The organism is Pseudomonas grimontii (assembly GCF_007858185.1).
GTDB classification, from domain to species: domain Bacteria; phylum Pseudomonadota; class Gammaproteobacteria; order Pseudomonadales; family Pseudomonadaceae; genus Aquipseudomonas; species Aquipseudomonas grimontii.
In genome coordinates this window covers 21,933-47,637 of sequence record NZ_VFES01000006.1, presented here as the reverse complement: position 1 = coordinate 47,637, position 25,705 = coordinate 21,933, and the positions used below count along the sequence as shown (strand labels likewise).

The window sequence follows — 25,705 nt, the reverse complement described above, 5'->3', positions numbered from 1 at the left end:
ACAACAAGGGTGACAGGCGAGAGGTAAAGACTGTGGAAGCACATCTGTTGGAATGGCTGAACCTCAGCGTGCGCTGGGTTCACATGATCACTGGCGTCGCCTGGATCGGCGCTTCGTTCTACTTCGTCTGGCTGGAAAACAACCTCAACCGCGTCAACCCCAAGGACGGCCTGTCCGGTGACTTGTGGGCGATCCACGGTGGCGGTATCTACCACCTGGAAAAATACAAACTGGCCCCGCCGACCATGCCGGACAACCTGCACTGGTTCAAATGGGAAGCCTATTTCACCTGGATGTCGGGCGTTGCGCTGCTGTGCGTGGTGTTCTACCTCAACCCGACGCTGTACCTGCTCGCGCCCGGCAGTAGTCTCAGTGGCAGCGAAGGTGTATTGCTGGGCATCGGCTCACTGTTCGCCGGCTGGTTCATCTACTCCTTCCTCTGCGACTCGGCCCTGGGCAAACGCCCTGCCCTGCTCGGCTTGATCCTGTTCGTGCTGTTGATTGCCGCCGCGTACGGCTTCAGCAAAGTGTTCAGCGGCCGGGGTGCGTACCTGCACGTGGGTGCGGTGATCGGCACCATCATGGTCGGTAACGTGTTCCGCATCATCATGCCGGCGCAGCGCGCGCTGGTGGCGGCGATCGCCGAGAACCGCACGCCCGACCCGACCCTGCCGGCCAAGGGTCTGCTGCGTTCACGGCACAACAACTACTTCACCCTGCCGGTACTGTTCATCATGATCAGCAACCACTTCCCGAGCACCTACGGCAGCCAATACAACTGGCTGATCCTGGCCGGGATCGCGGTGGCGGCGGTGTTGGTGCGGCACTACTTCAACACTCGGCATAACAGCCAGAAGTATGCGTGGACCTTGCCGGTGGGTGCGTTGGCCATGATTTGCCTGGCGTATGTGACCGGGCCCAAGCCGGCCGAACCGATTGCCAAGGCACCTGCGGCCATCGAGTACCAACCGTTGCCGGAAACCGCCTTGGGCGGTGGCTTGAAACCCGCCGCGCCTGCTGCGACCGAACCTGCTGCAGCTGCGCCTGCCCAGGCGACGATTGATTTCGACAAGGTCCACGGGGTGATCCAGGAACGCTGCGCCGTGTGCCATTCGGCCAAGCCCACCAGCCCGCTGTTCAGCACCGCGCCGGCCGGCGTGATGTTCGACACTCCGGCGCAGATCCAGCAACAGGCGGCGCGTATCCAGGCGCAGGCCGTGGCGAGCCAGATCATGCCGCTGGGCAACATCACCCAGATGACCCAGCAGGAACGGGACTTGATTGGCACCTGGATCAATCAGGGGGCGCGTACCAACTAACAGATTCACATAGTTCCAATGTGGAAAGGGGCTTGCCCCCGATTGCTGTAGTTCAGTCAATGATGTTGTGAATGACACTCCGCTATCGGGGGCAAGCCCCCTCCCACATTTGAACATGCAGTGTTTTGAAGATTGAGTTGCACCCGGCAATTGAATGCCAAACAACACAAAAATAAAAAAGATCCGAGGTGTTGCATGACCGAGTTAGTCGAACCGCAGATTCCTGCCGCGCCCGCCATGGTGCGGCTGCCCCTCTTGCAACTGATTCTGGTAGGCCTGCAACACGTCTTGCTGATGTACGGCGGCGCCGTCGCCGTCCCCCTGATCATTGGCCAGGCCGCGGGCCTGAGCCGTGAAGAAATCGCTTTTCTGATCAACGCCGACCTGCTGGTAGCCGGTATCGCCACCCTGGTGCAGTCCTTCGGCATAGGCCCGGTGGGCATCCGCATGCCGGTGATGATGGGCGCCAGTTTCGCCGCCGTCGGCAGTATGGTCGCCATGGCGGGCATGCCCGGTATCGGCTTGCAGGGCATCTTCGGCGCCACCATCGCCGCCGGGTTCTTCGGCATGCTGATCGCGCCGTTCATGTCCAAGGTCGTGCGCTTCTTCCCGCCGTTGGTGACCGGCACCGTGATCACCGCCATCGGCCTGTCGCTGTTCCCGGTGGCCGTGAACTGGGCCGGTGGCGGCAGCGCGGCGGCCACCTTCGGCTCACCGATTTACCTGGCGATTGCCGCCCTGGTACTGGCCACCATCCTGCTGATCAACCGCTTCATGCACGGTTTCTGGGTGAATATCTCAGTGCTGATTGGCATGGGCCTGGGTTACGCCTTGTGCGGCGCCATCGGCATGGTCGACCTCAGCGGCCTGGCCCAGGCACCGTGGGTACAAGTGGTGACGCCGCTGCACTTCGGCATGCCGACGTTCGAGTTGGCGCCGATCCTGTCGATGTGCCTGGTGGTGGTGATCATCTTTGTCGAATCCACCGGGATGTTCCTTGCGCTGGGCAAGATCACCGGCCAGGACGTCACGCCGAAAATGCTGCGCCGTGGCTTGCTGTGTGATGCCGGTGCATCGTTCTTCGCCGGTTTCTTCAACACCTTCACGCACTCCTCCTTCGCGCAGAACATCGGCCTGGTGCAGATGACCGGCGTGCGTTGCCGCTCAGTGACAATCATGGCCGGTGCCTTTCTGATTGTGCTCAGTCTGTTGCCCAAGGCCGCGTACCTGGTGGCGTCGATTCCTCCGGCGGTGCTCGGTGGTGCGGCGATTGCCATGTTCGGCATGGTGGCGGCCACCGGCATCAAGATCCTCCAGGAAGCCGACATCGCCGACCGTCGCAATCAGTTACTGGTGGCAGTGAGCATCGGCATGGGCCTGATCCCGGTAGTACGCCCGGAGTTCTTCGCACAGTTGCCACTGTGGATGAGCCCGATCACCCACAGCGGCATCGCCATGGCAACCCTCAGCGCGCTATCGCTGAATATCCTGTTCAACATCCTCGGCGGTGCTGAACGCCCTGTAGTCGGCCCCGCACACACCTGACGCATGCCCCATTGTCGCCCTGTGCGCGCTGTAACGGCGCACTTGAGCCCTGACGTGGGAGCCAGTATTCTCCGCGCCCGCTTGAATCGACGGTTGTTTACCGCCTTGGCGCGGGTCTTGCTGTAGCAATAAAGCTGACCATTCAGACCACTTTTATTACCACCCAAAGGCGCCGCACCAGAGCGTCTGCGTAGAAGAAAAACCATAAAACTTTAACTCGGGAGCAACCGAATGAAACCTATGTTCAAAGGCCTGATGCTGGCGGGATCCCTGCTGGCCGGCGGCCAGGCCGTGGCCGGTGACTTGTTGCAGTGGCAGAACAACAGCCTGACGTATCTGTGGGGCAAGAGCTTTACCGTCAACCCACAGATCCAGCAAACCGTCACATTCGAACATGCCGATGCCTGGAAGTACGGCGACAACTTCGTCTTCGTCGACCGCATCTTTTACAACGGCAAGGAAGACGGCAACGTCGGCCCCAGTACGTATTACGGCGAGATCAGCCCGCGACTGTCGTTCGGTAAGATTTTTGACCAGGACCTGTCCTTCGGCCCGATCAAGGATGTGTTGCTGGCCTTCACCTATGAGTTCGGCGAGGGCGATAACGAGTCGTACCTGCTCGGCCCTGGCTTTGACCTGAACGTCCCGGGCTTCGACTACTTCCAGCTGAACTTCTACCAGCGCCAGACCGAAGGCAATCGCCCGGGTGACGGTGTGTGGCAGATCACCCCGGTATGGGCGTACACCCTCCCCGTGGGCAACTCCGACATCCTGATCGACGGCTTTATGGATTGGGTGGTGGACAACGACAAGAACGCCCGTGGCACTTACCACGCCAACCTGCACTTCAACCCGCAGGTCAAATACGACCTGGGCAAGGCGCTGCATTGGGGCGACAAGCAGTTGTATGTGGGGTTTGAATACGACTACTGGAAGAACAAGTACGGGATCGAGGATTCGGGCGCGTTCAAGACGAACCAGGACACGGCGAGCTTCCTGGTCAAGTATCACTTCTAAAAGCCACTGCAAGACAAATGTGGGAGGGGGCTTGCTCCCGATAGCGAAGTGTCAGTCACTCTATTTGTTGACTGACACACTGCTATCGGGAGCAAGCCCCCTCCCACATTCAGATAGTCGGCAGGCCCAGGAACCGGGTGATCTCTTCACGCTTGGCCAGCGCATCTTTCCTGCCCAACTCGATCAACTCGCTGCAATACCCCGCCTCGAACAACAAGTAACTCAACACCCCCGCCCCGCTCGTCTTGGTCGCCCCCGGCCCACGCAGGAACAACCGCAACGCCGCCGGCAATTCCTGCCGATGCCTTGCCGCGATTTCGTCGATCGGCTGGCTTGGCGCAATCACCAGCACTTCCACCGGTGCCAGGCCACGGGCCGCGCTGTCGGCGGGCTGGTGATGGCTGAACTGGTTCAGACGCTCCAGCAGTTCGATATCGCTTTCCAGGCTGTCGATGAACGTGCTGTTGAGCATATGCCCACCGATCTGGGCCAGGGTCGGTTCCTGCCCGGTGTAGGTACGTTGCACCGCCGGCTCATTGCCTCGTGGGTTGCCGCTGACGCCCACCACCAGCACGCGGGTCGCCCCCAGGTGCAGCGCCGGGCTGATGGGCGCGGATTGGCGCACCGCGCCGTCACCGAAATATTCCTGGTCGAGTTTCACCGGGGCAAACAGCAAGGGGATCGCCGAACTGGCCAGCAGGTGTTCAACCGTCAGTTGCGTCGGTACGCCGATACGTCGATGGCGCAACCAGGCGTCGATGGTGCCGCCGCCTTGATAGAAGGTCACCGCCTGCCCGGATTCGTAGCCGAAGGCCGTCACCGCCACGGCGTGCAGATGCTTGTGGCGGATAGCTTCGTCGATGCCATCGAGGTTCAACCGCTCGAGCAGCAGGTCGCGCAACGGTGAGCTATTGAGCAACGCCACCGGCACCTGGGCGCCGATGCCCAGCAGGCTGTGGATAAGGAAGCGGCTCGCCTGGCGGATCACCCCAGGCCAATCACTGCGCAACACCAGATGGCTGCGAAAGCCCTGCCAGAAGGCCGTAAGGCGCCCGATAGCGGCAGTGAAGTCCATGGCGCCGCTGGCCAGGGTCACCGCATTGATCGCGCCGGCAGAGGTGCCGACGATCACCGGAAAGGGGTTGGGTGCCCCTGGCGGCAACAGCTCGGCAATCGCCGCCAATACCCCCACCTGATACGCCGCTCGCGCCCCACCGCCGGAAAGAATCAAGCCTGTAACCGGTTCAGCTGGGCGCATTGCGTCACTCCATAGGGGGGAAGTCGGTCTTAGCGACGGCGTTTTTCGTACAGCTTGGGTTCGCCCGGGGGCCGGCTCTTGAAGCGGCGGTGGGTCCACAGGTATTGCTCGGGGCACTCGCGCACCGAAGCTTCGACCCACTGGTTGATACGCAGGCAGTCGACCTCATCGCTTTCGCCCGGGAAGTCGGTCAACGGCGGGTGGATCACCAGGCGGTAACCGCTGCCGTCCGCCAGGCGCTGCTGGGTGAACGGCACCACCAGCGCCTTGCCCAGCTTGGCGAACTTGCTGGTAGCGGGCACGGTGGCGGCCTGGATGCCGAACAGCGGCACGAAGATACTCTGCTTGGCGCCGTAGTCCTGGTCCGGCGCATACCAGATGGCGCGACCGGCGCGCAGCAGTTTGAGCATACCGCGCACGTCTTCGCGCTCGACCGCCAGGGAATCGAGGTTATGCCGCTCGCGGCCACGGCGCTGGATAAAGTCGAACAGCGGGTTGCCGTGCTCGCGGTACATGCCATCGATGGTGTGCTTCTGCCCCAGCAAGGCCGCGCCGATTTCCAGGGTGGTGAAGTGCAGGGCCATGAGGATCACGCCCTTGCCATCCAGTTGGGCCTGCTTGAGGTGCTCCAGGCCTTCGACATGGGCCAGGCGCGCCAGGCGCTGGCGCGACCACCACCAGCTCATGGCCATTTCAAAGAAGGCGATGCCGGTGGAGGCAAAGTTTTCCTTGAGCAGCTTCTTGCGCTCTGCGGCGGATTTTTCCGGGAAGCACAGTTCCAGGTTGCGTGCGGCGATGCGGCGACGTTCACCGGCCACTCGGTACATGCCCGCACCCAGCAGGCGACCAATGGTCAGCAGCGCGCGGTACGGCAGTTGGGTGACCAGCCACAGCAGGCCGAGTCCCAGCCATAACAGCCAAAAGCGCGGGTGAAAAAATACAGCTCGAAAACGCGGGCGATCCATTACAGATTCCGGGAAAGACAGGGCCGCGCATTCTACAACGGTTCGACTCGGCTTGCGGCCAGTGAGTGTTCTCGTTATAAGTCTCGACACTTTTCGTGACAAGCCGCTTTTTGCCGACCATGAGCCAAACCGAACCGCTAGACCAAGATCCCGTGTTCCAGCTGAAAGGCAGCATGCTCGCCATCACCGTGCTGGAACTGGCCCGCAACGACCTCGACGCCCTGGACCGCCAGCTCGCCGCCAAGGTTGCCCTGGCGCCAAACTTCTTCAACAACGCCCCGCTGGTACTGGCCCTGGATAAACTGCCGGCCGGCCAAGGCGTCATCGACCTGCCCGGCCTGATGCGTGTGTGCCGCTCCCATGGCCTGCGGACCCTGGCGATTCGCGCCAGCCGTATCGAAGACATTGCCGCAGCCATCGCCATTGAACTGCCAGTACTGCCGCCGTCTGGCGCGCGTGAGCGTCCACTGGAACCTTTGGTCGGAGAGGTGGCGAAAAAACCGGAAAAACCACCGGAACCTACGATCAAGCCTACAAAGATAATCACCACGCCCGTACGCGGCGGGCAGCAGATTTACGCCCAGGGCGGCGACCTGGTGGTGATCGCCTCGGTCAGTCCCGGCGCGGAACTTCTCGCCGATGGCAACATCCATGTATACGGCCCGATGCGCGGACGTGCCCTCGCCGGCATCAAGGGTGATACCAAGGCCCGCATTTTTTGCCAGCAATTGACCGCTGAGCTAGTGTCCATCGCAGGCCAGTACAAGGTTTCAGAAGATTTGCGCCGTGATCCGCTGTGGGGGGCCGCGGTGCAGGTCAGCCTGTCGGGCGATGTGTTGAACATCATCCGTCTTTAACGGATACTGCCGCATTTTCCAAGCATCTCTAGACTCTGATAGCACAGCGAAACTGGCATTACTTGCGTAGGAATACATGAAGGTTGGCGTTTTTCCTGCGAAAACCCGTCTTTTTCCTACAAAGGCTGTCCGCCTGCGGCGAGTTCCAAGAGATGTTTTTCAGGGACTGAAAAGTCCTTTTTCCTTAGGGGTGAAACACCTTGGCCAAGATTCTCGTGGTTACATCCGGCAAGGGTGGTGTGGGTAAGACCACCACCAGCGCCGCTATCGGTACCGGCCTCGCTTTGCGCGGCCACAAGACAGTCATCGTCGACTTCGACGTCGGTTTGCGTAACCTCGACCTGATCATGGGCTGCGAACGCCGCGTGGTGTACGACTTCGTCAACGTGGTCAACGGCGAAGCCAACCTGCAGCAGGCCCTGATCAAGGACAAGCGCCTTGAGAACCTGTACGTACTGGCCGCCAGCCAGACCCGCGACAAAGATGCGCTGACCAAAGAAGGCGTAGGCAAGGTTCTTGCCGAACTGAAGGAAACCTTCGAATTCGTGGTGTGCGACTCCCCGGCCGGTATCGAAACCGGTGCTCACCTGGCGATGTACTTCGCCGATGAAGCCATCGTGGTGACCAACCCGGAAGTGTCGTCGGTACGCGACTCGGACCGCATGCTCGGCCTGTTGGCCAGCAAGTCCAAGCGCGCCGAGGAAGGCCAGGACCCGATCAAGGAACACCTGTTGCTCACCCGCTACAACCCTGAGCGCGTCAGCAACGGCGAAATGCTCGGTGTTGAAGACGTCAAGGACATCCTCGCAGTGACCCTGCTGGGCGTGATCCCGGAATCCCAGGCGGTGCTGAAGGCTTCCAACCAGGGCGTCCCGGTGATTCTTGACGACCAGAGCGACGCCGGCCAGGCGTACAGCGATGCGGTTGATCGCTTGCTGGGCAAGACCGTGGAACATCGCTTCCTCGATGTTAAGAAGAAGGGATTCTTCGAGCGTATCTTTGGAGGCAACTAAACAATGAAATTTCTCGACTTCTTTCGCGCCAACAAAAAGCCAAGCACCGCGTCGGTCGCGAAAGAGCGTCTACAGATCATCGTGGCGCACGAACGCGGCCAACGCAGCACCCCGGACTACCTGCCCGCCTTGCAGAAGGAACTGGTGGAGGTGATCCGCAAGTACGTCAATATCGGCAACGATGACGTGCATGTCGCCCTGGAAAATGACGGCAGCTGCTCGATCCTGGAACTCAATATCACCCTGCCTGATCGTTGATCGAACAGGCGGCCGCCACGGCGGCTCGGTCACCTTGATTCCCTTACGGGAACCGGGTGGTCGAGCCGCCGTTGGCGTTTGTTACGAGGCTGTTTAATGCCGCTGTCCACTATTCATATCCTGCATCAGGACGACGCTGTCCTGGTGGTGAACAAGCCGACCCTGTTGCTCTCGGTGCCTGGCCGCGCCGACGACAACAAGGACTGCCTGATCACCCGCCTGCAGGAAAACGGCTACCCCGAAGCCCGCATCGTCCATCGCCTGGACTGGGAAACGTCAGGGATCATCCTGCTGGCCCGGGACGCCGATACCCATCGCGAACTGTCCCGCCAGTTTCACGACCGTGAAACCGAAAAGGCCTACACCGCTTTGGCCTGGGGCCAGCCGGAACTGGACAGCGGCAGCATCGACCTGCCCTTGCGCTACGACCCGCCGACCAAACCCCGCCACGTGGTGGACCACGAGTTCGGCAAGCACGCGCTGACCTTCTGGAAAGTCCTGGAACGTTGTGGCGAGTGGTGCCGCGTCGAGCTGACGCCGATCACCGGGCGCTCACACCAGTTGCGTGTGCATATGTTGTCCATCGGCCATCCGTTGCTGGGTGATGGTTTGTATGCCCACGAACAGGCCCTGGCTGCGTGGCCGCGCCTGTGCCTGCACGCGAGCATGCTGAGCTTCACTCATCCGCAAAGCGGTGAGCGCTTGCGCTTTGAGTGCCCTGCACCGTTCTAAAGCTGCAAATGCATTCAAATGTGGGAGGGGGCAAGCCCCTCCCACATTTAGTTCTGCATCAGTTCTCGCCACCGAGTTAAACCAATACGGTAAACTCCGCGCATTGCTGTCTGGAGCTATTTATGCGCGAAGCGTTGAATCAAGGCCTGATCGATTTCCTCAAGGCCTCCCCTACTCCTTTTCATGCCACAGCCGCCCTGGCCCAGCGCCTGGAAGCGGCCGGTTTCCAGCGCCTCGACGAGCGCGAAACCTGGACCACCGAAGCCAGCGGTCGCTACTACGTGACCCGCAACGACTCCTCGATCATCGCCTTCAAGCTCGGCCGCCACTCGCCGCTGCAAGGCGGGATTCGCCTGGTCGGCGCCCATACCGACAGCCCGTGCCTGCGGGTCAAGCCCCAGCCTGAGCTGCAACGCCAGGGCTTCTGGCAACTCGGCGTGGAAGTCTACGGTGGCGCGCTGCTGGCGCCGTGGTTCGACCGCGACCTGTCCCTGGCCGGCCGCGTCACCTTCCGCCGTGACGGCAAGGTCGAAAGCCAGCTGATCGACTTCAAGCTGCCCATCGCCATCATTCCCAACCTGGCCATTCACTTGAACCGTGAAGCCAACCAGGGCTGGGCGATCAATGCCCAGACCGAGTTGCCGCCGATCCTCGCGCAATTTGCCGGTGATGAGCGCGTGGACTTCCGTGCCGTGCTCACCGAACAACTGGCCCGCGAACATGGGTTGAACGCCGATGTGGTGCTCGACTACGAGTTGAGCTTCTACGACACCCAGGGCGCCGCCGTGATCGGCCTCAATGGCGACTTCATCGCCGGCGCGCGCCTCGACAACCTGCTGTCGTGCTACGCCGGCCTGCAAGCCCTGCTCACCAGTGAGACCGACGAAACCTGCGTGCTGGTGTGCAACGACCACGAAGAAGTCGGTTCCTGCTCGGCCTGCGGTGCCGATGGCCCGATGCTGGAACAGACCCTGCGTCGCCTGCTGCCTGAAGGCGATGAATTCGTACGCACCATCCAGAAATCCCTGCTGGTGTCGGCCGACAATGCCCACGGCGTACACCCCAACTACGCCGACAAGCACGACGCCAACCACGGCCCCAAGCTCAATGCCGGCCCGGTGATCAAGGTCAACAGCAACCAGCGCTACGCCACCAACAGCGAAACCGCCGGGTTCTTCCGCCACTTGTGCATGGCCGAAGAAGTACCGGTGCAGAGCTTCGTGGTGCGCAGCGACATGGGCTGCGGCTCGACCATCGGCCCGATCACCGCCAGCCACCTCGGTGTGCGTACGGTTGACATTGGTTTGCCAACGTTTGCCATGCACTCCATTCGCGAACTGTGCGGCAGCCATGACCTGGCGCATTTGGTGAAGGTGTTGGGCGCGTTCTACGCCAGCCACGACCTGCCCTGATCCAAAGGCTGAATACAGCCAGAAATGTGGGAGGGGGCTTGCCCCCGATGCGGTGGGTCAGCTAAAAACAAGCTGACTGACAGACCGCTATCGAGGGCAAGCCCCCTCCCACATTTGGTTTTACGTACACCTGATCTATATCACCTGCATTTCCCGCAATCCGACCTAGACTTGTCAGTATTCCCACCCCGACAAGGCCGTCGCCCATGATCTCCATGTCCTCTTTCCACGCCATGCTTATCCCTATTCTGATCGGCATGATCATGCTCGCGGTCGGCTTCAATTTTCGCGACAAGCCCCTGGGCGTGTTCGGCATGTGGATCGGTATGCTGCTGATCCTGGGCACCGTGGTGTACAAGATCCTCGCCAAACTGGCCGAATGACGATTGCCCTCGTACACTCGCTCAACCCGTCGTTTTCAAGGTTGACCGCCTCGTGCTTTCCCGTCTATTTGCCCTGCCCTGCTGTTTCCTGATCGCCCTGCTCACGCTGCTGCCGCTCACACCCGCCCAAGCGGTGGGCTTGCCTGGGCTGCTGGGCAGTACCAGCAAGACCCAGCCCCAGGCCGAAGTGCCGTTGGGGCAGTCGCTGGACGAGGTGATCAAGACCCTGGAAAACGACCAGCAACGCACGCAGTTGCTGAGCGACTTGAAGAAGCTGCGCGCCGCCACCCAGAAAGCCCAGCCCGTCGCCGAGCAAGGTGTGCTCGGGCTGATCGGCAGCACGCTATCAGGCCTGGAGCAGCAGTTCTCCGGCGCCGACAGCCCGCTGGGTCGCTGGTCGAATGAAATCGACCTGGCCAAGGATGAGTTCAGTGCGTTGATGCTGCCGGCCAGCGAGTGGGTGCCGATCATTTTCGGCTTTGCGGTGATCCTTGCGGTGTGGAGCCTGCTGGCTGCCGCATTGATCTGGTTGAGCCACCGGGTACGCGAGCGCTTCGGCCTGCCCGAGGAGTTGCCGCAACACCCGCGGACCTGGGACATGCTGCGCTTCGCCCTGCGCAAACTGGGGCCCTGGCTGATCGCGCTGGTGATCACCGTTTACCTGAGCTACGCCCTGCCCTCGTCCCTGGGCAAATCCTTGGCGATGGTGCTGGCTTACGCCTTGGTGGTCGGCACCTGTTTCTCGGCGATCTGTGTGATTGCCTTCTCGGTGCTCGACGGCCCGCACCGCCACCGTGCCCTGTATATCCTGCGCCACCAGGCCTTCCGCCCGCTGTGGTGGATCGGCAGCTTCGCCGCCTTTGGCGAAGCCTTGAGTGATCCACGGTTGGTAATCGCGCTCGGCCAGCACCTGGCCCACACGGCAGCGACCATCGCCAATGTGATGGCCGCGCTGTCCACTGGCGTGTTTATCCTGCGTTTCCGTCGGCCGATCGCCCACCTGATCCGCAACCAGCCCCTATCACGCCGCCTGACCCGTCGCGCCCTCAGCGACACAATCGAGATCATCGGCACGTTCTGGTACATCCCGGCCCTGCTGTTGGTGGGTATCTCGCTGTTCGCCACCTTCGTCTCCGCCGGAGACACCAGCACCGCCCTGCGCCAGTCGCTGTTGTGCACGGTGTTGCTGGTGTTATGCATGGTGATCAACGGCCTGGTGCGTCGCCATGCGCTCAAGCCGCAACGTGGGCACAAGCGCCATGCGCTGTACTCCGAACGCCTGAAAAGCTTTGTCTACACCCTCGCCCATCTGGTGGTGTGGCTGGTGTTTATCGAACTGGGGCTGCGGGTCTGGGGCCTGTCGCTGATTCGCTTTACCGAAGGCGATGGCCATGAAGTCAGCGTCAAGCTGTTTGGCCTGGGCGGCACGCTGCTGTTTGCGTGGCTGATCTGGATTCTCAGCGACACCGCGATCCATCACGCCCTCACCCGCTCGCGCAAAGGTCTGGCCAATGCCCGCGCGCAAACCATGATGCCGCTGATCCGCAACGTGCTGTTCGTGACCATTTTTATCATCGCCGCCATCGTCGCCCTGGCGAACATGGGCATGAACGTCACGCCACTGTTGGCCGGTGCCGGTGTGATCGGCCTGGCAATCGGTTTTGGTGCGCAATCACTGGTGGCGGACCTGATCACCGGCCTGTTCATCATCATCGAAGACTCCCTGGCGATTGATGACTACGTGGACGTCGGCGGCCACCTCGGTACCGTCGAAGGCCTGACCATCCGCACCGTGCGCCTGCGCGACATTGACGGCATCGTGCACACTATCCCGTTCAGCGAGATCAAGAGCATCAAGAACTACTCGCGGGAGTTCGGCTACGCAATCTTCCGAGTGGCCATCCCCTACAACATGGAAATCGACGACGCGATCAAGCTGATGCGCGATGTCGGCCAAAAAATGCGCAACGACCCGCTGCAACGCCGCAATATCTGGTCGCCGCTGGAGATTCAGGGGGTGGAAAGTTTCGAGTCGGGCAGTGCGATCCTGCGCGCGCGATTCAAGACGGCGCCGATCAAACAGTGGGAAGTGTCGCGGGCGTTCAACTTGTCGCTCAAACGTCATCTGGACGAAGCCGGGCTGGACCTGGCGACGCCGCGCTTGAGTGTGCAGGTGGTGACGGGGGCTGCGGGTGGGTTGGAGAAGGGCAAGAACGCCTAGGCAATGTGTTATTGCGTAAATACCGTCTTACCCAACACCGCGCAAATCCGCAGCTGTCGAGCCCCGGCGAGGCTGCGTCGGCCGCGACTTGATCCTGAATCGGCAGTGCGCCTGACGCAGCCTCGCTTGCGCTCGGCAGCTGCTACCGACCATTAGGCCAGTGCAGCGCCGTCCATCTTCTGGCGCAGGCTCAACGGACGCATATCGGTCCAGGTTTCTTCGATGTAGGCCAGGCACTCTTTCTTCAGGCCGCTCTTGCCCACGGTGCGCCAGCCTTCCGGCACGGCCTTGTAGTCGGGCCAGATGGAATACTGTTCTTCATGGTTGACCACTACCTGAAACAGGATGTCGTCGCGGTCAAATACTGAGGTCATTGCTGTTCTCCATCGTTCAAAGGCTGGCTGCGCACCACGCGCAGTGCTGATATTGGTAGAAACGTACCAACACGCTGAAAAATTAGAGGCTCGCGACAGCTGCCGCCAGGGCGCGCCCGAAAATCTCGGCCACGCGGTCGATTTCAGCGGCGGTGATCACCAGTGGCGGCAGGAAACGCACCACGCTGCCATGCCGCCCGCCCAGCTCGAGGATCAGGCCGCGCTTGAGGCATTCGCGCTGTACCAGCGGTGCCAGCTGGCGATGCACTGGCGGGTGGCCCTGAATATCCGGGGTGCCGTCCGGGTCCACCAGTTCAACGCCGAGCATCAGCCCGCGCCCGCGAATATCCCCCAGGTGCGGATAGTCACGCTGCAGGATGCGCAGGTGTTCGCCGAGGCGCTCGCCCATGGCCGTCGCATGGCCGGCCAGGTCGTGCTGCTTGAGGTAGCGCATCACCGCCGAACCCGCCGCCATGGCCATCTGATTGCCACGGAACGTCCCGGCATGGGCGCCCGGCAGCCAGGTGTCGAGCCAGTCGCGATACACCACCACCGCCAACGGCAGGCTGCCGCCGATGGCCTTGGACATCACCACCACATCCGGAATGATGCCGGCGTGTTCGAAGGCAAACATCTTGCCGGTACGAGCGAAACCGCTCTGGATCTCATCGACGATCAAGGCCACACCCGCCTGCTCGGTGATGCGCCGCAGGCCGCGCAGCCAGTCGAGATCGGCCGGGATCACCCCGCCCTCGCCCTGCACCACTTCGACAATCACCGCCGCCGGCAGCAACACCCCGGCTTCCGGGTCGTTGAGCAGGTTTTCCAGGTAATGCAGGTTGACCCGCACACCTTCTGCACCGCCGAGACCGAACGGGCAACGGTAGTCATAGGGAAATGGCAAAAACTGCACGCCATTACCGAGCAAGGCACCCAAGGGTTTTTTCGGCCCCAGGCTGCCCATCAGGCTCAACGCGCCCTGGCTCATGCCGTGATAACCGCCCTGGAACGACAGCACCGTACTGCGCCCCGTGGCGGTGCGCACCAGCTTCAACGCCGCTTCCACGGCATCGGTACCGGTGGGGCCGCAGAACTGGATCCTGGCTTCCCGCGCCAGTTCCGCCGGCAGCAGGCCGAACAGGTCCTGCACGAACTGGTCCTTGACCGGCGTGGTCAGGTCCAGGGTATGCAACGGTAATTCGTCGTTCAGCACTTGCTGGATGGCCTGGATCACGACCGGGTGGTTGTGCCCCAACGCCAGGGTGCCGGCGCCGGCCAGGCAATCAATGAAACTGCGGCCTTCCACATCTTCCACGTAGATCCCCTTGGCGCGCTTGAGCGCCAGGGGGATGCGCCGTGGGTAACTGCGGGCGTTGGACTCCTGCTGGCGCTGGCGGGCCAGCAGCGGGCTTTCGTCGAACTGATAAAGCGTTTCATGCACCTGGGTATCTTCGATACGGCTGGTAGCGACTGACATCTCTCGATCCCTCAATACGCGGATGATGGTGACCAAACTGCCGATCCGTTGGCGTCTGGCCCAAGGGCATGCGCACGGATTTCCTGTTATGGAAACGCACCAGCTTCAAGCGGATTTAGGGGCTGATGTCGGTAACTGATGTATGAAGATCCAAATGTGGGAGGGGCGGTGCGACGATTCGACTTGCCCCCCAATGAGGCCGGAACAGACGCTGAAGATTTAGCCCTTGAACACTTCATCCAACAAGTTATGCATCGACCGGAAGGCCCGTGCAGCAGTCTTCGCGTCATACATCATCTTGCCTGGCACATTGGCATCCGGGTCGGTGAAGGAATGCACCGCACCGCCGTAGCTCAGCAATTGCCAATCCACGCCGGCCGCGTTCATTTCATCTTCGAACGCCGGCAGTTGCTCTTTCGGCACCAGCGGGTCGGAAGCCCCGTGCAGCACCAGCACTGAACCCTGGATGTTTTTCGCATCTGCCGGATTCGGCGTATCCAGGGTGCCGTGGAACGATACGGCAGCCTTCAACGGCGCACCGGTACGCGCCAGTTCCAGGGAGCAGCAACCGCCGAAGCAGAAACCAAAGGTGGCCAGCTTCGAGGTATCCACCGCCGCTTCGGTCTGGCCCTGCAGTTGCTCAAGAGCAGCCTGCATGCGCTTGTTCAGCAACGGGCGATCATTCTTCAACGGCATCATTGCCGCACCGGCTTCATCGCCATTCGACGGGCGCACGGTTTGCCCGTAGAGGTCGGCGATCAGCACCACGTAGCCCTTGGCGGCAACGCTCTTGGCGATCTCTTCGGCACCCGCACTTACACCCATCCAGTTCGGCGCCATCAGCAGGCCGGGCAGTGGGTTCTTCTGGCTGGCATCGAACGCCAGGCGGCTTTCATAAGACTGGCCATCAATCTGATAGACCACGGAACGCACAGTGACTTGGCTCATCATTTACTCCAGTTGAAGATCAGTAGAACGGAAATGGGCTGTAGGAGCGAGGGGGACGCCTAGTTCCTACAAACAAAAAAACCCGCCGAAGCGGGTTTTTCTACAACGGTGTCAGATCGACAGTTCAACCAACAGCTTGTTCAGTCGGCGCACGTAGGCGGCCGGGTCTTTCAGGCTGTCGCCAGCGGCCAGGGCCGCCTGGTCGAAGAGGATGTGCGACAGGTCGCCAAACCGCTCTTCGCTCTGCTCGCCGTCGAGTTTCTCGATCAGCGGGTGAGCCGGGTTGAATTCGAAGATCGGCTTGGAGTCCGGGACCTTCTGGCCACTGGCTTCGAGGATCTGGCGCATCTGCATGCCCAGGTCCTGCTCACCGATGGCCAGGATCGCCGGGGAATCGGTCAGACGGTGCGAAACCCGCACTTCGCTGACGGCATCGCCCAGGGATGCCTTGATCCGCTCAACCAGGCCTTCTTTGGCCTTGGCGACTTCTTCGGCTTCTTTCTTCTCTTCTTCGGAGTCCAGGTTACCCAGGTCCAGGTCACCACGGGCCACGTCGACGAAGGATTTGCCGTCAAACTCGTTGAGGTAGCTCATCAGCCACTCATCGATACGGTCGGTCAGCAGCAGCACTTCGATGCCTTTCTTGCGGAAGACTTCCAGGTGCGGGCTGTTCTTGACCTGTGCGTAGGTTTCGCCGGTCAGGTAGTAAATCTTGTCCTGGCCTTCCTTGGCACGTGCCAGGTACTCGGCCAGGGAAACGACCTGTTCGCCGTCTTCACCCAAGGTGGAAGCGAAACGCAGCAGGCCGGCGATTTTTTCCTTGTTGGCGAAATCTTCTGCCGGGCCTTCTTTCATGACCTGGCCGAAGTTTTTCCAGAAGCCCTTGTATTGCTCAGGCTCGTTCTTCGCCAGTTTCTCCAGCATGTCGAGTACGCGCTTGGTCAGCGCCGACTTCATGGAGTCGATAATCGGGTCTTTTTGCAGGATTTCCCGCGACACGTTCAGCGACAGGTCATTGGAGTCGACCACGCCCTTGATAAAGCGCAGGTACAGCGGCAGGAAGGACTCCGCCTGGTCCATCACGAACACGCGCTGCACGTACAGCTTCAGGCCTTTCGGCGCTTCACGCTGGTACAGGTCGAACGGCGCACGGGCCGGCACGTAGAGCAGAGAGCTGTATTCCAGCTTGCCTTCGACCTTGTTGTGGCTCCAGCTCAGCGGGTTTTCGTAGTCGTGACCGATGTGCTTGTAGAACTCCTGGTATTCCTCGTCCTTGATTTCGGTACGCGGACGGGTCCACAGGGCGCTGGCGCGGTTGACGGTTTCCCATTCCTCGGCAGGCTTCTCTTCACCTTCGACGGCCGCTTGTTCTTTCGGCAGCTCGATCGGCAAGGCGATATGGTCGGAGTACTTCTTGATGATATTGCGCAGGCGCCAGCCATCGGCGAACTCGTCTTCACCGGATTTGAGGTGCAGGACGATGCGGGTGCCACGATCAGCCTTTTCGATGGTGGCGATTTCGAATTCGCCCTCACCTTTGGAAGACCAGTGCACGCCTTCGCTGGCGTCTAGGCCGGCACGACGGCTGAACACTTCAACCTTGTCGGCTACGATGAAGGCCGAGTAGAAGCCCACGCCGAACTGGCCGATCAGGTGCGAATCTTTCTTCTGGTCGCCAGACAGGTTTTTCATGAAGTCGGCGGTGCCGGATTTGGCGATGGTCCCCAGGTGGGTGATCGCATCGTCACGGCTCATGCCGATACCGTTATCTTCGAGCGTGACGGTATTGGCGTCTTTGTCGAAGCTCACACGGATTTTCAGTTCCGCGCCACCTTCCAGCAGTTCAGGCTTGGACAGGGCTTCGAAACGTAATTTGTCGACAGCGTCAGAGGCGTTCGAGATCAATTCGCGAAGGAAGATTTCCTTGTTGGAATACAGCGAATGGATCATGAGGTGCAGCAGTTGCTTCACCTCGGTCTGGAAGCCCAGGGTTTCCTTTTGAGTTTCCACACTCATGGTCATCAAACTCCAATTGGATGGCAGTGGCCGCGCCCTTGAGGGTTGGCGGCGGGTTGTCATCAAAGTTGGGGGCTAAGACCAGGATTTCAAGGGCGGCTGCCTTCCTCGATCTTGAAATGCGCACGGGCGGTGGCAATCGGTTCGGCGGCGGTGCTTTGCCAGGCGGTGATCGCCACATTCGCCACCCGTCGGCCCTGGCGCCACACCTGGCATTTGGCGTAAGTGTCGCGAAACTGGCCGGCGCGCAGGTAATCAAGCGAAAAATCGATGATTTTCGGGATGCCCGGCGCTCCGGTAAACACCAGCAGGTGCAACGCCGCTGCCAACTCCATAAAGCCGGCAATCACCCCGCCATGAAGCGCCGGCAATATAGGGTTACCAATATTGTCCTTGTGGGCCGGCAGGCGAAACAGCAACTCATCCCCCAACCGGGTGCATTCGATACCGATCAGTTTGGCGTAAGGGATCAGGTCCAGCAGGGCCTCGTAGTTGCCTCGCTGGTGGGCTTGTTCCAGGCGGGTCTTGAATCGATGTGTCATGCCTGCTCTCCCTTGATGGCGCTACCCAACCCTTGTGTACCTTTGAGGCGCTTGCCCATGCGCATGAAGGTGCCCACCACATGGGCGATGGGTTGTTGCGGGTCGTCCTGGTAGGCAACACCACGGGTGAAGATCACGTCGGTCGTCACACGGTAGCACTGGGCGAAGCCATACACCGGCTTATGCGGCTCGGCGGGATGCATATAGTCGACGCGCAGATCCAGGGTCGGGCACACCTCGAACTCCGGCAGGACACACAGGGTGGCCATACCGCAGGCAGTGTCCATTAAAGAGGTCAAAGCGCCACCATGGATCACACCGGTCTGGGGATCACCCACCAGGTGTGCGGCGTAAGGCATGACCAAGGTGATGCCCTCCTCGCTGGCATGATGAGCGGCAATACCCAGCACCTGGCAATGGCGCAAGGCCGAGACAAAGCGCTTCGCGCGCTCTAACAAGGGATTTTCGGTCATTCGTTGCAGACTCTTATTAGTGTTGATGTGCGAAATAGACGGTACCGGCGAAAGTTCCTTTGAAGCCGTTGTTTATATATCTGTGGAATAAAAGGAACTAATGCTGAACCCCTACGCTCGAAAGGCCAGTAGATATCTTCACTAAGGAGAAACACCCCATGCGTAAGACTTTAGCTATTTCCATGATGTTGGCCGCTGCCCTCGGTCTCGCTGCTTGCGACAAAAAATCCGAAGACAAAGCCCAAGACGCCGCAGCGCACTCTGAGCAAGCTCAAAAAGACATGGCGAAAGCTCAGGATAAAGTGAACGACGCTGCGAAAGAAAACGCCGATGCTGCCAAAGCTCAGGCTGAATCGAACGACGCCGCCGCAAAAGAAGCAGCACCTGCTACCCCTGCCACCGGTTCTTGATACCGCGGCATGAAATAGCTTCGCTGCAAAAAGAAAGCCCGCTTAAATAGCGGGCTTTACTTTGTCTGCTTTTTTATTCGCCGCGTTAGTGCCCGGATCGGACTAAGCCGCCTCTTTGGCGGGTTCCGATACCGGCGTATCAGTCTGTGTATACACCATCACTTGCAGTACATCGGAATGAAACTCCCGACGGTACAGCACCAACACTACCCCGCTGCTCATCAACATGAACAACCAAGGGCTGACGAACCAAGCCAGCATGGTCATGCCGAAATAATAAGCACGCAGGCCAAAGTTGAACTGGTTGGCGGCCATGGAGATCACACGCGCCGCACGCAGGGCAAACGCCTTGCGTTCCTGCTCCGACACATGCCGCTCACCGATCATCGGCGCCGACCCTACCAGCACCGCTGCAAAGTTGTACTGGCGCATGCACCAACTGAAGGTAAAGAAGGCATAGACGAAGACCAGCGCCAGGCACAGCAGCTTGATCTCCGACATGCCCTGGGAGGCCTGCTGCACCATGGGGATGTCCGCCAGCAATGACACTGCCCGCTCGGAGGCACCCAACACCGTAAGAATGCCGGCGAGGATGATCAAGGTGCTGGAGGCGAAGAATGAGGCATTACGCTCCAGGTTGCCGATCACGCTGGCGTCAGCAATCCGGTTGTCACGCAGCAACATGCGGCGCATCCAGTCCTCGCGATACAAATGCAGCACGCTGGCCAGGCACGCGGTGTCCCGCGCCTTCCAGGTGGCATAACGGGTGTAGCCGCCCCAGCACAGGATGAACCAGAGGGCAGCGAGCAGGTGGATCTGATTGGCTTCGACGAACGACATGCGGGTCCTTGCAGAAATAAGATTGAAAAACTTTTTCGCGTCTGTTCGACGTTAGCGCAAAGAAAAAGACACTGCCCGCCGCTCAAAAAAAATGCCCCATATCGATTGATACGGGGCATTTCTGCACTGCATGAAACCTGCCTGTTACGCGGTGACTTCGCTGCGCTTACCCAGCATACGATCAATCACAACCGCCACAACCAGCGTCATCACCGAAGGCACCAGCCAGGCCAGGCCTTGCTCGCTCAGCGGCAGGTTCGCCAGCTGCGAAGGCATCCAGCCCGCCAGGCCGGCGCCCTTGAGCGCGTCGATGCAGCCAAAAATGAACGACATCAGCATCACCGGTCCGACGATACGGCCCTGCTCCTGCCAGAAGTCTTTGCAGAAGCTCAAGGCCACCAGCACGATGCACGGCGGGTAGATCGCGGTGAGTACCGGGATCGAGAACGCAATCAGCTTGGTCAAGCCCAGGTTCGACACGAACAGCGAGAACAGCGCCAGGATCACTACCAGGGTCTTGTAGGACAGCGGCAGGATTTTGCTGAAGTACTCGGCGCAAGCACAGGTCAGGCCGACCGCGGTGACCAGGCACGCGAGCGAAATCAACACCGCCAGGAAACCACTGCCCAGGGAACCGAAGGTGTGTTGCACATAGGCATGCAATACAGCCGCGCCATTGGCAGCGCCGGCAGCGACTTCATGGCTGCCCGCCCCAAGGCGGAACAGACTGATGTACACCAGCGCCAAACCTACACCGGCAATCAACCCGGCGATGATCGCGTAACGGGTGATCAGCTTGGGCGACTCGACACCACGGGAACGGATCGCGTTGACGATCACAATGCCAAACACCAGCGCACCCAGGGTATCCATGGTCAGGTAACCATTGATAAAGCCCTGGGAGAACGGTGCGGCGACGTATTCCGGGGTGGCGACACCCACCTCACCGGCCGGCAGTGCAAACGCGGCAATGCCGAGGATGGCCAGCGCGATGATCTTCAGGGGCGCCAGGAAGCGACCCACGGTGTCCAGCAGTCGGCCTGGGTACAGGGAGACAAAGAACACCACCAGGAAATACACCGAGCTGTAGAGAAACAACGCCAGCGGGCTTTCGCCAGTCAGCGGTGCCAGGCCCACTTCAAAAGACACGGTCGCCGTACGCGGGGTGGCGAACAGCGGCCCTACCGCCAGATACGCCGCCGCCGCGAGCAGGCCACCGGCGATCTTGCCGATCGGGCTGCTCAACGCGTCCATACCGCCGCCGACCTTGGCCAGGGCGATCACGGTGACCACCGGCAGGCCGACGGCGGTGATCAGGAAGCCCAGCGCCGCCATCCAGACATGAGGCCCGGACTGCAAACCAACGATAGGCGGGAAGATGATGTTGCCGGCGCCCACGAACAGGGCGAAGGTCATGAAGCCCAACGCCAGGATGTCCTGGCTTTTCAACACTTTCATTTGAGGAAATACCACACTACTGAATCGGAATTTAGAGAGGGATTCCCTATGGATGAGGGAAATGCTGCCGGCCCTTATGGGCACCGACCGGTCTAGCGCGCAGCTTCCTTTTGGGAGGCGGACGCATAAAGAGGCGGCTAGGGTACAGAATTAGCCTGACAAACGCACTGTTGCGGGGCGTACTGTCCGATAAGCGACATCTGAATGTCGCGTTTTCATACTTAATTTGGCAATACAAACAAAATTGTGGGAGGGGGCTTGCCCCCGATTGCGGTGCGTCAGTCACACATTAGCTGGCTGACACACTGCAATCGGGGGCAAGCCCCCTCCCACATTGAGCTTTCACTCACTTTCAGAATGCACAAAGGCCACCCGAAGGTGGCCTTTGTGTGGTGAAGCGTCAGCTAAGCGCGAGGCTTACTTGACAGCCCAACCGGTCAGCTCAGCCAAGGCCTTGCCGATGTCTGCCAGCGAACGCACGGTTTTAACGCCTGCGTCTTGCAGTGCAGCGAATTTCTCGTCTGCAGTGCCTTTGCCGCCAGAGATGATTGCGCCAGCATGGCCCATGCGCTTGCCCGCAGGGGCAGTCACACCAGCGATGTAGGAAACAACCGGCTTGGTCACGTGTGCCTTGATGTAGGCAGCCGCTTCTTCTTCAGCCGAACCGCCGATCTCACCGATCATCACGATCGCTTCGGTCTTCGGGTCTTCCTGGAACAGTTTCAGGATGTCGATGAAGTTGGAGCCTGGGATCGGGTCACCGCCGATGCCGACGCAAGTCGACTGACCGAAACCGGCGTCAGTAGTTTGCTTCACAGCTTCGTAGGTCAGGGTGCCGGAACGGGAAACGATACCGACTTTACCTGGCAAGTGAATGTGACCTGGCATGATGCCGATCTTGCATTCGCCTGGAGTGATCACGCCTGGGCAGTTAGGGCCGATCAGGACTACGCCCAGCTCGTCGCACTTAACTTTAGCGTCGAGCATGTCCAGGGTAGGAATGCCTTCGGTGATGCAAACGATCAGCTTGATGCCGCCGAATGCTGCTTCCAGGATCGAGTCCTTGCAGAAAGGAGCTGGAACGTAGATCACGCTGGCGGTGGCGCCAGTGGCAGCTACAGCATCTTTCACGGTGTTGAACACTGGCAGGCCCAGGTGCTCGGTGCCGCCTTTGCCCGGAGTTACGCCGCCAACCATCTTGGTGCCGTATTCGATGGCTTGCTGGGTGTGGAAACTACCTTGCGAACCGGTAATACCCTGGCAGATAACTTTGGTGTCTTTATTGATCAGGACGCTCATTATTTGCCCTCCGCAGCTTTGACAACTTGTTGAGCAGCGTCGGTCAGGCTGGTAGCCGCGATGATGTTCAAACCGCTTTCTGCCAGTACTTTAGCGCCCAGTTCAGCGTTGTTGCCTTCAAGGCGAACAACAACCGGGATTTTAACGCCGACTTCTTTCACTGCACCGATGATGCCTTCGGCAATCATGTCGCAACGAACGATGCCGCCGAAGATGTTGACCAGTACTGCAGCGACGTTGGAGTCGGACAGGATGATCTTGAAGGCTTCGGTTACGCGTTCTTTGGTAGCACCACCGCCTACGTCGAGGAAGTTGGCTGGTTTGCCGCCATGCAGGTTGACGATGTCCATGGTACCCATGGCCAGGCCAGCACCGTTGACCATGCAACCGATGTTACCTTCCAGGGCTACGTAGTTCAGTTCGAACTTGGCAGCGTGCGCTTCGCGCGGATCGTCTTGCGACGGATCGTGGAAAGTCTTCAGCTTAGGCTGACGGTACATGGCGTTGGCGTCGATGTTGATCTTGGCGTCGAGGCAATGCAGATCGCCGTCAGCCTTGATCACCAGCGGGTTCACTTCCAGCAGGGCCAGATCGTGATCCTGGAACAGCTTGGCCAGACCTACGAAGATCTTGGCGAACTGGGCAACTTGCTTGCCTTCCAGACCCAGCTGGAAAGCCAGCTCGCGACCCTGGAATGGCTGAGCGCCAACCAGTGGATCGATAGTGGCTTTCAGAATTTTTTCTGGGGTTTCGTGAGCGATCTTCTCGATGTCCACGCCACCTTCGGTGGAAGCCATGAACACGATGCGACGGCTCGAACGGTCAACGACAGCGCCCAGGTACAGCTCTTTAGCGATATCAGTGCACGATTCAACCAGGATCTTGGTGACTGGCTGGCCATTGGCATCAGTCTGGTAAGTCACCAGACGCTTGCCCAGCCACTGCTGTGCGAAGGCCTTGGCGTCTTCTTTGCTGCGAACCAGCTTAACGCCGCCCGCTTTACCGCGACCACCAGCGTGGACCTGGGCTTTGACAACCCACTCGGTGCCGCCGATTTTGTCGCAAGCTTCTGCTGCTGCTTCCGGGGTGTCTACTGCGTAGCCCTTGGAAACTGGCAGGCCGTATTCAGCGAACAGCTGCTTACCCTGATACTCGTGAAGATTCATGCTTTTTACCGTCTTCGTTAGGTACTGCGCATTCGGCGCTGCGCTCATTATGAGTGCCGCGCCACCTGTGACTGCCGCTTGCGCAACTTGCGGGGCTCAAGGCCCGTAAAGCTGCGCAAGACTGCGTCCAGCGGATATTCCGCGGTGAGTCTTGCGCGCAAGGCTCACGACGGGCAACTCCGCCGTGGTTTCTTATTATCTCGCTTAGCGCTTCTTCTTGTTGGCGATGTGGATGGCATGGCCATTCACTGCCAACGCGGCTTCGTGCAGCGCTTCGGACAGGGTCGGATGGGAGAAGACCATCATGCCGATGTCCTCGGCACTGGTGCCGAATTCCATACCGATCGCGCCCTGCTGAACCAGTTCTGCTGCGCCTGGGCCAATCACGTGGACGCCCAATACGCGGTCAGTCTTGGCATCAGCGATGACTTTGACAAAACCACCGGTGTCGTTGGCTGCCATGGCACGGCCAGAAGCGGCAAACGGGAAGGTGCCGACGTTAACTTCAACGCCTTCAGCTTTCAACTGCTGTTCGTTCTTGCCGACCCATGCAATTTCCGGGTGGGTGTAGATAACCGATGGGACCAGGTCGTAGTTCATCTGGGTTTTGTGGCCCTTGATGCGCTCGACAACCATGATGCCTTCTTCGGAAGCTTTGTGCGCGAGCATCATGCCGCGAACCACGTCGCCAATGGCGTAGACGCCAGGAACAGTGGTAGCGCAGTGATCGTCAACGTGGATGAAGCCACGCTCGTCGATGTTCACGCCGCTGTCGGAAGCCAGCAGGTCGGTGGTCACTGGACGGCGACCAACGGCTACGATCAGCTTGTCGAAAGTGATGGTCTGTTCGCCATCCTTGTCGGTGTAGGTCACGACGACTTCTTCGCCGTTAACCTTCGAGCCGGTCACGCGAGCGCCCAGCTTGATGTCCAGACCTTGTTTGGTCAGGGTTTTCAGCGCTTCCTTGGACACTGCGGTGTCGGCAGCCAGCAGGAACGTGTCCAGGGCTTCCAGCACGGTCACTTCGGAACCCAGGCGGGACCAGACCGAACCCAGCTCCAGGCCGATCACGCCAGCGCCGATCACGCCCAGGCGCTTAGGCACAGCCTGGAATTCCAGGGCGCCGGTCGAATCAACGATCACGTTCTGGTCAACCGGAGCCGGTGGAATGTCGATTGGACGTGAACCTGGGGCCAGGATCACGTTCTCGGCTTCGATGATTTCTACCGAACCGTCCGGCTTGGTGATTTCAACTTTCTTGCCGGCCAGCAGTTTGCCGTGGCCTTGCAGGGAAGTCACGCCGTTGGCCTTGAACAAGGTCGCAACGCCGGAAGTCAGGCCTTTAACGATGTTGGCTTTACGGCCGACCATTGCTGGCACGTCCATGGTCACGCCAGCATGGTTGATGCCGTGGATCGCGAAGCCGTCTTGGGCTTCGTGGAATTTCCAGGAGCTGTCCAGCAGCGCCTTGGAAGGAATGCAACCAACGTTCAGGCAAGTACCGCCCAGTGCCAGTTTGCCTTCCTTGTCGGTGTATTTTTCGATGCAAGCAGTCGAGAGGCCCAGTTGTGCGGCCTTGATGGCGGCAACGTAGCCGCCAGGACCTGCACCAATCACTACGACGTCAAATTTCTGTGTCATGAAAATAGATCCTCTATTAGCTTCAAGCGTCAAGCTTCAAGCTGCAAGCCAAACTGCATTTACTTGCAGCTTGCAGCTCGC

General features: G+C 60.0%; 24 protein-coding genes. 11 read left to right on the top strand and 13 right to left on the bottom strand.

The features are described 5' to 3' along the window. The first annotated feature begins 32 nt into the window (after window positions 1–32). The 3 genes from FIV39_RS11640 to FIV39_RS11630 all read left to right on the top strand — a co-directional run bounded on the left by FIV39_RS11640 (window position 33) and on the right by FIV39_RS11630 (window position 3,881). Window positions 33–1,319, top strand: a complete 1,287-nt coding sequence (locus FIV39_RS11640; protein WP_090407050.1) for a urate hydroxylase PuuD — start codon at window positions 33–35, stop codon at window positions 1,317–1,319. 195 nt (window positions 1,320–1,514) lie between these two features. Beyond that, entirely contained in the window at window positions 1,515–2,864 is a 1,350-nt protein-coding gene (locus FIV39_RS11635) for a nucleobase:cation symporter-2 family protein (RefSeq protein WP_090407053.1), read from the top strand. Between the two features lie 231 nt (window positions 2,865–3,095). Further along, complete coding sequence (locus FIV39_RS11630; RefSeq protein ID WP_090407057.1) at window positions 3,096–3,881, top strand: outer membrane protein OmpK; 786 nt, start codon at window positions 3,096–3,098, stop codon at window positions 3,879–3,881. Between the two features lie 109 nt (window positions 3,882–3,990). Here FIV39_RS11630 and FIV39_RS11625 read toward each other — a convergent pair whose 3' ends face one another. Both FIV39_RS11625 and FIV39_RS11620 read right to left on the bottom strand, forming a co-directional pair. Next, on the bottom strand, window positions 3,991–5,139 hold the full coding sequence (locus tag FIV39_RS11625) for a patatin-like phospholipase family protein (protein ID WP_090407060.1): 1,149 nt from the start codon (window positions 5,137–5,139) through the stop codon (window positions 3,991–3,993). 29 nt (window positions 5,140–5,168) lie between these two features. Beyond that, window positions 5,169–6,104, bottom strand: coding sequence for a lipid A biosynthesis lauroyl acyltransferase (locus FIV39_RS11620; protein ID WP_090407063.1), 936 nt, complete (start codon window positions 6,102–6,104; stop codon window positions 5,169–5,171). A gap of 119 nt (window positions 6,105–6,223) precedes the next feature. Between FIV39_RS11620 and minC the strand changes: the two genes are divergently transcribed. The 7 genes from minC (at window position 6,224) to FIV39_RS11590 (ending at window position 12,980) form a co-directional block, all read left to right on the top strand. Further along, on the top strand, window positions 6,224–6,961 hold the full coding sequence (minC, locus tag FIV39_RS11615) for a septum site-determining protein MinC (RefSeq protein WP_090407066.1): 738 nt from the start codon (window positions 6,224–6,226) through the stop codon (window positions 6,959–6,961). Window positions 6,962–7,161: 200 nt separating this feature from the next. Then, window positions 7,162–7,974, top strand: a complete 813-nt coding sequence (gene minD / locus FIV39_RS11610) for a septum site-determining protein MinD (protein WP_065927233.1) — start codon at window positions 7,162–7,164, stop codon at window positions 7,972–7,974. 3 nt (window positions 7,975–7,977) lie between these two features. Further along, on the top strand, window positions 7,978–8,232 hold the full coding sequence (gene minE / locus FIV39_RS11605) for a cell division topological specificity factor MinE (protein WP_003175252.1): 255 nt from the start codon (window positions 7,978–7,980) through the stop codon (window positions 8,230–8,232). Window positions 8,233–8,328: 96 nt separating this feature from the next. Then, complete coding sequence (locus FIV39_RS11600) at window positions 8,329–8,964, top strand: RluA family pseudouridine synthase (protein WP_090407068.1); 636 nt, start codon at window positions 8,329–8,331, stop codon at window positions 8,962–8,964. 122 nt (window positions 8,965–9,086) lie between these two features. Next, a complete protein-coding gene (locus FIV39_RS11595; protein ID WP_090407071.1) occupies window positions 9,087–10,376 on the top strand; it encodes a M18 family aminopeptidase in 1,290 nt (429 codons plus the stop codon). A 206-nt stretch (window positions 10,377–10,582) separates the two neighbouring features. Next, the gene (locus tag FIV39_RS32995) at window positions 10,583–10,759 is read left to right on the top strand and encodes a hypothetical protein (RefSeq protein WP_010208820.1); all 177 of its coding nucleotides are present in this window, start codon (window positions 10,583–10,585) and stop codon (window positions 10,757–10,759) included. A gap of 52 nt (window positions 10,760–10,811) precedes the next feature. Next, entirely contained in the window at window positions 10,812–12,980 is a 2,169-nt protein-coding gene (locus FIV39_RS11590) for a mechanosensitive ion channel family protein (protein ID WP_090407073.1), read from the top strand. A 152-nt stretch (window positions 12,981–13,132) separates the two neighbouring features. Here FIV39_RS11590 and FIV39_RS11585 read toward each other — a convergent pair whose 3' ends face one another. From FIV39_RS11585 to FIV39_RS11560, 6 genes are all read right to left on the bottom strand, one after another. After that, window positions 13,133–13,354, bottom strand: coding sequence for an MbtH family protein (locus FIV39_RS11585; protein ID WP_017527671.1), 222 nt, complete (start codon window positions 13,352–13,354; stop codon window positions 13,133–13,135). An 82-nt stretch (window positions 13,355–13,436) separates the two neighbouring features. Then, window positions 13,437–14,831 carry an aspartate aminotransferase family protein gene (locus FIV39_RS11580; protein ID WP_090407076.1) on the bottom strand — a complete coding sequence of 465 codons (1,395 nt, stop codon included), beginning with the start codon at window positions 14,829–14,831 and terminating at the stop codon, window positions 13,437–13,439. Window positions 14,832–15,050: 219 nt separating this feature from the next. Beyond that, complete coding sequence (locus FIV39_RS11575; RefSeq protein ID WP_090407079.1) at window positions 15,051–15,779, bottom strand: dienelactone hydrolase family protein; 729 nt, start codon at window positions 15,777–15,779, stop codon at window positions 15,051–15,053. A gap of 111 nt (window positions 15,780–15,890) precedes the next feature. Next, the gene (gene htpG / locus FIV39_RS11570; protein ID WP_090410088.1) at window positions 15,891–17,795 is read right to left on the bottom strand and encodes a molecular chaperone HtpG; all 1,905 of its coding nucleotides are present in this window, start codon (window positions 17,793–17,795) and stop codon (window positions 15,891–15,893) included. A gap of 89 nt (window positions 17,796–17,884) precedes the next feature. Further along, a complete protein-coding gene (locus FIV39_RS11565) occupies window positions 17,885–18,337 on the bottom strand; it encodes a PaaI family thioesterase (RefSeq protein WP_090407082.1) in 453 nt (150 codons plus the stop codon). Further along, complete coding sequence (locus FIV39_RS11560; RefSeq protein WP_090407085.1) at window positions 18,334–18,810, bottom strand: PaaI family thioesterase; 477 nt, start codon at window positions 18,808–18,810, stop codon at window positions 18,334–18,336. Before FIV39_RS11560 ends, FIV39_RS11565 begins: the two co-directional genes overlap by 4 nt. Window positions 18,811–18,968: 158 nt before the next feature. Between FIV39_RS11560 and FIV39_RS11555 the strand changes: the two genes are divergently transcribed. After that, complete coding sequence (locus FIV39_RS11555; protein WP_090407089.1) at window positions 18,969–19,220, top strand: hypothetical protein; 252 nt, start codon at window positions 18,969–18,971, stop codon at window positions 19,218–19,220. 102 nt (window positions 19,221–19,322) lie between these two features. Here the strand turns inward: FIV39_RS11555 and FIV39_RS11550 are convergent, their stop codons facing one another. The 5 genes from FIV39_RS11550 to lpdA form a co-directional block, all read right to left on the bottom strand. After that, on the bottom strand, window positions 19,323–20,060 hold the full coding sequence (locus tag FIV39_RS11550) for a DUF599 domain-containing protein (protein ID WP_090407092.1): 738 nt from the start codon (window positions 20,058–20,060) through the stop codon (window positions 19,323–19,325). A 144-nt stretch (window positions 20,061–20,204) separates the two neighbouring features. Further along, window positions 20,205–21,518 (bottom strand): branched-chain amino acid transport system II carrier protein, encoded by a 1,314-nt coding sequence (brnQ, locus tag FIV39_RS11545; RefSeq protein WP_090407095.1) that lies wholly within the window; start codon window positions 21,516–21,518, stop codon window positions 20,205–20,207. A 417-nt stretch (window positions 21,519–21,935) separates the two neighbouring features. Further along, the gene (gene sucD / locus FIV39_RS11540) at window positions 21,936–22,817 is read right to left on the bottom strand and encodes a succinate--CoA ligase subunit alpha (RefSeq protein ID WP_003172813.1); all 882 of its coding nucleotides are present in this window, start codon (window positions 22,815–22,817) and stop codon (window positions 21,936–21,938) included. Next, on the bottom strand, window positions 22,817–23,983 hold the full coding sequence (gene sucC, locus FIV39_RS11535) for an ADP-forming succinate--CoA ligase subunit beta (RefSeq protein ID WP_003233235.1): 1,167 nt from the start codon (window positions 23,981–23,983) through the stop codon (window positions 22,817–22,819). Before sucC ends, sucD begins: the two co-directional genes overlap by 1 nt. A 204-nt stretch (window positions 23,984–24,187) precedes the next feature. Continuing rightward, window positions 24,188–25,624 (bottom strand): dihydrolipoyl dehydrogenase, encoded by a 1,437-nt coding sequence (lpdA, locus tag FIV39_RS11530; protein ID WP_090407097.1) that lies wholly within the window; start codon window positions 25,622–25,624, stop codon window positions 24,188–24,190. Window positions 25,625–25,705 lie beyond the last annotated feature (81 nt).